This is a genomic window from Chryseobacterium antibioticum, assembly GCF_012927325.1.
GTDB classification, from domain to species: domain Bacteria; phylum Bacteroidota; class Bacteroidia; order Flavobacteriales; family Weeksellaceae; genus Chryseobacterium; species Chryseobacterium antibioticum.
In genome coordinates this window covers 22,960-29,123 of the sequence record NZ_JABBGI010000042.1, presented here as the reverse complement: position 1 = coordinate 29,123, position 6,164 = coordinate 22,960, and the positions used below count along the sequence as shown (strand labels likewise).

Below are 6,164 nucleotides of genomic sequence, written 5' to 3'. Positions count from 1 at the left end.
CTGGGAATGAGTAATCCTTTATTATTACTGTTTATATCCAAAGCAGCATCTGCATTTGGTGTCGTCGTATTTATACCTACTTGGGAATATGTAAATAGGTATAATAAAATAAATAAGATTTGATAAATTTTTTTCATTTAAGTATTTTAAATTGTTAATATGCTTTTTATTTGAGAAGAAAAGTATGGACAGAAACCATTTTGATTGAGACTTACTATTGCTTATAGTGTGATACACAAAAGAGATCCAGAGAGAACTCAATCACCAGCCCTAAGGTAATAAAACGTTGACTTAAATAACTATATCTATATTCAGATTGACAGCTATACCTCATATATGACCACGGTAGTGGGTTTTAGAATTAATGGGGTTTCAATTCCATAATTTTGTTGGAGAGCAGAATTTTCATAGATTATAATTTGATGGTTAATGTTTTTACAGTATTTAGTTTCTTGTACTAAAAATAAAAAATTATTTAATACCACATAATTTTATTTCACCTAAATTTGATATTTAATGCGGATATTCTGATATGTCAGCATTCATAAGAGATTTGAAAGTAAAAACATACCCGATCGTAGTCTGAAATTCTAATATTATTGTTTTTTTTTATTACTTTTTTTATCTTTTTCGTCTCCCGTTTTTAATAGATGTATGCAAAATAACAGGCAATATGATAAATAAATTTATTTATGATTGAATATTTAACAATAATTTTCATTCTAATATACTTAACTGTATGATGCTATATCTTTAGATTAGATATTACAACCCACGGTTTATAAACGGTGGGCAAAATTATAAATCAAGAACTTAAAAGCATTAAAATCAATAATCGTTACTTGTCTCTTTTAGTTTTTGAATATGAACTCATCTTGACTTTCTTTTTATGAATTTTTTACAAGCAATAACAATAAAAGCTAAATAATTGAATCCGATCCAGCTTGTTACTGTTGTATCAAATCTATTAAGTATAGACCTGAAGCTGTCAAGCCAAGCATTGGTTCTTTCTATGGTATAGCGCTTCTTATAAAGTTCTTCATCAAAATAATGGTCATTATCCGTACCTGAATTTCTTTTATTGTGGGCAATATTAGCAATTATTCCCAATTGTGAAGCTTTTGAGCGCAAATTATCAGCATCAAATCCCGCATCAAAATCCAAAAAAAGTCCATCTAATGAAATACCTGACCTACGTAAAAAATCCGTGAGCTCCTCAAAATGTTCTTCAATATTAAACAGGTCGTTGTGATTCCCGCAAACCGGCATCGACATGGCTAAAGGCAATCCGCTTCTGTCTGTTAAATAGAGGGCCTTGGTTGTTTTGCGTTTTTTCATGCCCTGATAACTAACCGCTTCACCGCCTCTTAAAGCCGTTGTGTGGCTGCCGTCTACATCTGCGCTGGACAAATCAATTTTAGATTTGTTCTTTTCTAAAATGCCGCTCCAGCAGTCTTTCCATATCCCGGCTTTACACCATTGGCGATAGTAGCCAAAAACGGTTTTGTAGTGAAGAACTTCTTGGCTGAACAATTGTAATACAGGTAAAAGATACCACTGAACCCCTGTCTTAAGCTTATATAAAATACAGTTAATAATCTCACAGATAGGAACTTTTGATTTAAAACCTCTTTTCCCTATTGGGATATAAGGGACTATTTCTAACTCTATTGTATCTTTGCTAAGTACTTTGTACAAGGGGAACTGTTTTTTTTGTTTTGCAACTCAAATTTCGGAATCCCTTTTTTATGGCAAAAAGTCAAGATCAATTTTATATGTAAATTACGGAACTTTGCTTGAGAAGTTAGGTTTATATGAGGAAGCATTAGAACAGCTTAATAAATCTTTAAACACAAAAGGGTTCAAATTTTCCGGAGCATACTTTCATAAAACTGAAGTATTTGAAAAATTAGGTAAAAAAGACTCGGCCATCAATTCTTACAAAGAAGCTTTACATCAATATGATAAAAGCTCCAAGCTTAAGGATGTTTATAATGAATTCTTCAATGAACTATACAGGCAGGATATAACGATTAAGATAAACAAAAATTAAAATTCCCCTAATGAGAGCTTCAGTTACTGTTTTAATAATCCTCTGTTTGGAATTCCACTCTTCAACTTATCATTTAAGAAAGAAAAATAGATAGCAAATGAATGTTTTGATAGTATTTAATTTTAATCAAAATTAGTGTGTAGAAACTTGTTCATAAATCAAAAAGTTATTACATTTGTTATAGAATTTGAGAGTATTTGTTAAAAATTCCTAGGTGGAATATTAGGTTACCTAATAAAATTAATTTTCTTAAAACCTTTACTAAAAGGCGATAAGAAAGAAAACATATATTCCTGGAGAAACCACAAACCGCCTTTATTAAGGCGGTTTTTTTATTTTATATATAGATCATTTCACAAGCTTATTTTTTCATCACTTTTCTCTATTTATTCTATTCTTATTGTCATCAGTTTTTAATAATTTAGTCTTTGATATGCCTTTACAATTAAAACGCTAAGCATATCCGTAAGATTATTTAATATCTAATTATGAAAACATTCTTGATGAATATTCTAAATATGGCCTTTGTTTCTGGTCGACGAAGAACACTATGAAAAATTCTGTAACCTCCTCCATGAAACGATTTACAAAAAATCTGATTTTTTCCTGAAAGAACGTGAAGAATGCCAATATTTAGGTTTTCTTAAAACAGGATTCATGAGAACATTCTATATTAATAAAGGCGGAGAGGATGTCAACTTTCACTTCGATAATTATTTTTTCACCGACTATGAAAGTATTCTCTGTCACACGAAATCAAAAATGAATATTAAAGCCGTTAAAGATTCTGAAGTTCTTCTCCTTCACAAGGATGATCTTCAGAAACTTTATAAAAAAGATGCTTACTGGCAGGAATTCGGAAGAAAAATGACGGAAGTAATTTATCTGAATGTAAAGAAAAGAATCGAAGAATTATTATATTATTCCCCTGAAAGACGGTATAACAACCTTTTGACGGAAAACCCCAAGATCTTTCAGATGGTCGCCCAGAAACATATCGCAAGCTATCTTGGCGTAAAACCTCAGTCATTAAGCAGAATCCTGAACAGAACTTTAAAACGTTAACTAAAGTGAACATTTTTCAACCAACATCCTCCTACATTTGTGATACAAAATGTAAAGAATAAAAATATGGAAAACAAAAACGTAACAATTACTTTAGTTCACTGAGCTTGGGGAGACGGATCTCACTGGAGACATGTTATTGAAAATCTTCACAGCGAAGGCTACACAGTACGCAGTGTTCAAAATCCTTTGACTTCTATGGACGAGGATATTCAAAAAACAAAAGATCTGATCGACTTACAGGAAGGAAAAGTTCTGTTGGTAGGACATTCTTACGGAGGTGCTGTTATTTCAGGAGCCGGAAATCATGATAAAGTAGTAGGGCTAGTGTATATTGTCGCTTTTGCACCGGATAAAGGAGAAAGTTTAGGAAGCATCTTTGGACGCAGGGAACAATCTGCTGGTGGCGCCAATATTGTTCCTGATTCAAAAGGATTTTTATGGATAAAGTATGACAAATTCCATGAAAGTTTTGCCCAGGATCTGAATCCGGAAGATTCAGTGGTGATGTCTTTATCTCAAAAACCAATTCACGGAAATATTTTTGCAGCTGAGGCTGGAGAACCTGCATGGAAAACAAAACCAAGTTGGTATCAGGTTTCGGATAATGACAGAATGATCCCTCCGGCAACGGAAAAAGAAATGGCAGAAAGAATGAATCCTAAGAAAATTATCCATTTGGACGCAAGTCATGCTTCATTAGCCACACATCCGAAGGAAATCACAGAACTGATCAAAGAAGCTGTGGAAAATGTTTCTTAAGAAACAATCAATTTTTAAAGCAATAAAAAACAGTAAACAGGTTTCGGCCTGTTTATTTTATTTATAGCGGGATGGGGTAATCTTAAAATTCGTTAATATAGAGCCTCTCCGCATAAATTCGTCGTCTGTTTTTTGGAAAATAACTATCTTCGCCTACAAATCTAATTTGAAAATGAAGAAGATCATCTCCGGGGTATTTGTTTTCTGCTCTGTTGTTATACTGGCTCAGGAAGCCATACAATTTCAGGAACTGCCATTCAAAGACGTTATAGCGAAGGCCAAGAAAGAAAAGAAACTTGTTTTCGTCGATGCTTATACAACATGGTGTGGACCGTGCAAGATGATGGAAAAGAATGTATTTACTAAAAAATCTGTCGGAGATTATTTCAATGCCAATTTCGTGAATGCCAGATTCGATATGGAAAAAGGGGAAGGAAGAGAAATTGCAGCCAAATATGGGGTCCGCTCCTATCCTACTTACCTGTTTCTGAATGGTGACGGTGAGCTTGTTTCTCAAAACACCGGCTATATGGAGGAAAGTATGTTTGTAACCATGGCTCAGGATATTAATTCACCTGGAAATAAAAAAGGTTCTTTAAAAGAGCGTTTTGCAAAAGGAGATAAAGATCCGGAATTCCTGATCAATATTATGAAACTGAACTCTTCATCAGATTATGATTTTGCTAAAAAAGCCTCTGAAAGATATTTTGAGAATAAAAAAAAGACTGAAGAAATTTCGAAAGAAGAAATAGGCCTTCTTTTATTCTTTGTAAAATCTACAGAAGATATCAATTACAAAACATTCACTTCAAGAAAAACCGATATCATCAAATATTTACCGGAAGAAACTTATAACGAATTTGACAGCCAGCTAAAGCTTTCAAAGGTTGTGGAACAGTCTATTGATGATAAAAATAAGAGAATTAACGAGGAGTATTTCATGAAGACGGCAGAGCCGTTAGTAGGAAAACAACTCGCTCAATCTAAACTAAACCAAACGAAACTCAGTTACTACGAGCAGAATGCCAATTTCCCTGAATTTGAAAAAGCGGCATTAGAGTATTACAAGAATTCCGATGCATTTGAACCCACTGAATTGCTTAGAGCAGCATGGGTTTTTGGTGATCACATCAAAAATCCTTTATCATTGAAGAAAGCAGCAGAATGGGCCGAAAAATCCGTTATGCGTGGAGAAACACCGGAAAACACTTATATTCTTGCAAAGCTTTATTTCCTGACAGGAAACAAGGAAATGGCCCAAAACTATGCTGAAATGTCTAAAAATATGGCAGTTCAGACAGGTAAAGACTCCAAACTCGCAGAAGAATTACTGAAACAAATAAAATAATGCTAAAACACAAATTTATTACCGCATCTATTGCACTCCTTTCTATAGGAACACTTACAGCTCAGGAACAAGAACAGGAAAAAAGTCTGTACATTAAAGGAAACGCACTTCTTGCCCCAATTGGAATCATCAATATTGGCATGGAAAAACAACTGAGCAAGAAGATTACTATGCAAGGCGACGTTCTGATATCTCCATGGAAATCTTTTTCCGGACATGAACTGCAGTACTACTCTCTTTCCCTTGAAGGCAGATATTACTTTAATGAAGCATTCAGTCATTGGTATGTAGGAGCAAACGTTGGTGTCTCATCATTTGTCCTGCAGAAATGGAATTATTGGAAGGAAGTACCTTATATAAATGACCGAAACGAGGTCTTCCTTAAATCTAATTTATACCAAAAAGGGTATTCTTTTATGATTGGTATTACAGGAGGATATCAGTTCAAAGTATCCGATCGTTGGAATGTTGATGTGTACGCAACAGTTGGTTCATCTTCAGATTTTTACAAAGGATACGACAGAACTACAGGCCAGCGATATGATGTAGCTCAGAAATTTAATAAAAGTGGAGAAATTCTTCCTTATAGAGGAGGTGTCATGATCTCTTATAAACTAAAATAACTCTATGAAACTGTTCGGAAGAAACCATATTATCATTTCAGTGATTACATTTGTGATCCTTTTTTTAATGAATTATATAGGAAATGATCTGCCTGATAAACTGGAGAGAGCATTAATGACGGCTTTCGCCGGAGTTATAGGATTATCCCTCGGACTTTTCATTCTTAATAAAGGCAAAAACGATAAGAATCCTCCGCAAAATTTTGATTGATAAAAAAGTAAAAAATCAATTGTGAATTTGACTTCGTCAGTGAATTTTATGACAGATAGATTCACTCACGATTGACTGGCGAAGCCAAATCGATCATTGACT

6 protein-coding genes and 1 pseudogene are annotated in these 6,164 nt (G+C 33.8%); 6 read left to right on the top strand and 1 reads right to left on the bottom strand.

Features of this window, described 5'->3' with window-relative positions:
• Positions 1-870: 870 nt before the first annotated feature.
• Positions 871-1,698, bottom strand: coding sequence for an IS5 family transposase (locus HHL23_RS21210; RefSeq protein ID WP_169236733.1), 828 nt, complete (start codon positions 1,696-1,698; stop codon positions 871-873).
• Here HHL23_RS21210 and HHL23_RS21205 point away from each other — a divergent pair.
• The 6 genes and pseudogenes from HHL23_RS21205 to HHL23_RS21180 all read left to right on the top strand — a co-directional run bounded on the left by HHL23_RS21205 (position 1,679) and on the right by HHL23_RS21180 (position 6,062).
• The gene (locus tag HHL23_RS21205; protein WP_317174730.1) at positions 1,679-2,053 is read left to right on the top strand and encodes a tetratricopeptide repeat protein; all 375 of its coding nucleotides are present in this window, start codon (positions 1,679-1,681) and stop codon (positions 2,051-2,053) included. The genes HHL23_RS21210 and HHL23_RS21205 overlap by 20 nt on opposite strands.
• A 525-nt stretch (positions 2,054-2,578) precedes the next feature.
• Positions 2,579-3,118, top strand: a complete 540-nt coding sequence (locus HHL23_RS21200; RefSeq protein ID WP_194306334.1) for a Crp/Fnr family transcriptional regulator — start codon at positions 2,579-2,581, stop codon at positions 3,116-3,118.
• Between the two features lie 117 nt (positions 3,119-3,235).
• Positions 3,236-3,880: pseudogene (locus tag HHL23_RS21195) on the top strand (alpha/beta hydrolase); the annotation flags it as partial.
• A 172-nt stretch (positions 3,881-4,052) separates the two neighbouring features.
• Positions 4,053-5,228, top strand: coding sequence for a thioredoxin fold domain-containing protein (locus HHL23_RS21190; RefSeq protein ID WP_169236731.1), 1,176 nt, complete (start codon positions 4,053-4,055; stop codon positions 5,226-5,228).
• On the top strand, positions 5,228-5,851 hold the full coding sequence (locus HHL23_RS21185; RefSeq protein WP_169236730.1) for a DUF3575 domain-containing protein: 624 nt from the start codon (positions 5,228-5,230) through the stop codon (positions 5,849-5,851). The genes HHL23_RS21190 and HHL23_RS21185 overlap by 1 nt, the downstream gene beginning before the upstream one ends.
• Before the next feature lie 4 nt (positions 5,852-5,855).
• Positions 5,856-6,062, top strand: a complete 207-nt coding sequence (locus HHL23_RS21180; protein WP_169236729.1) for a hypothetical protein — start codon at positions 5,856-5,858, stop codon at positions 6,060-6,062.
• Positions 6,063-6,164 lie beyond the last annotated feature (102 nt).

Coding starts and splice junctions, on each gene's coding strand:
- HHL23_RS21190 (WP_169236731.1), top strand. CDS start 4,053: ATGAAGAAGATCATCTCCGGGGTATTTGTTTTCTGCTCTGTTGTTATA.
- HHL23_RS21185 (WP_169236730.1), top strand. CDS start 5,228: ATGCTAAAACACAAATTTATTACCGCATCTATTGCACTCCTTTCTATA.
- HHL23_RS21180 (WP_169236729.1), top strand. CDS start 5,856: ATGAAACTGTTCGGAAGAAACCATATTATCATTTCAGTGATTACATTT.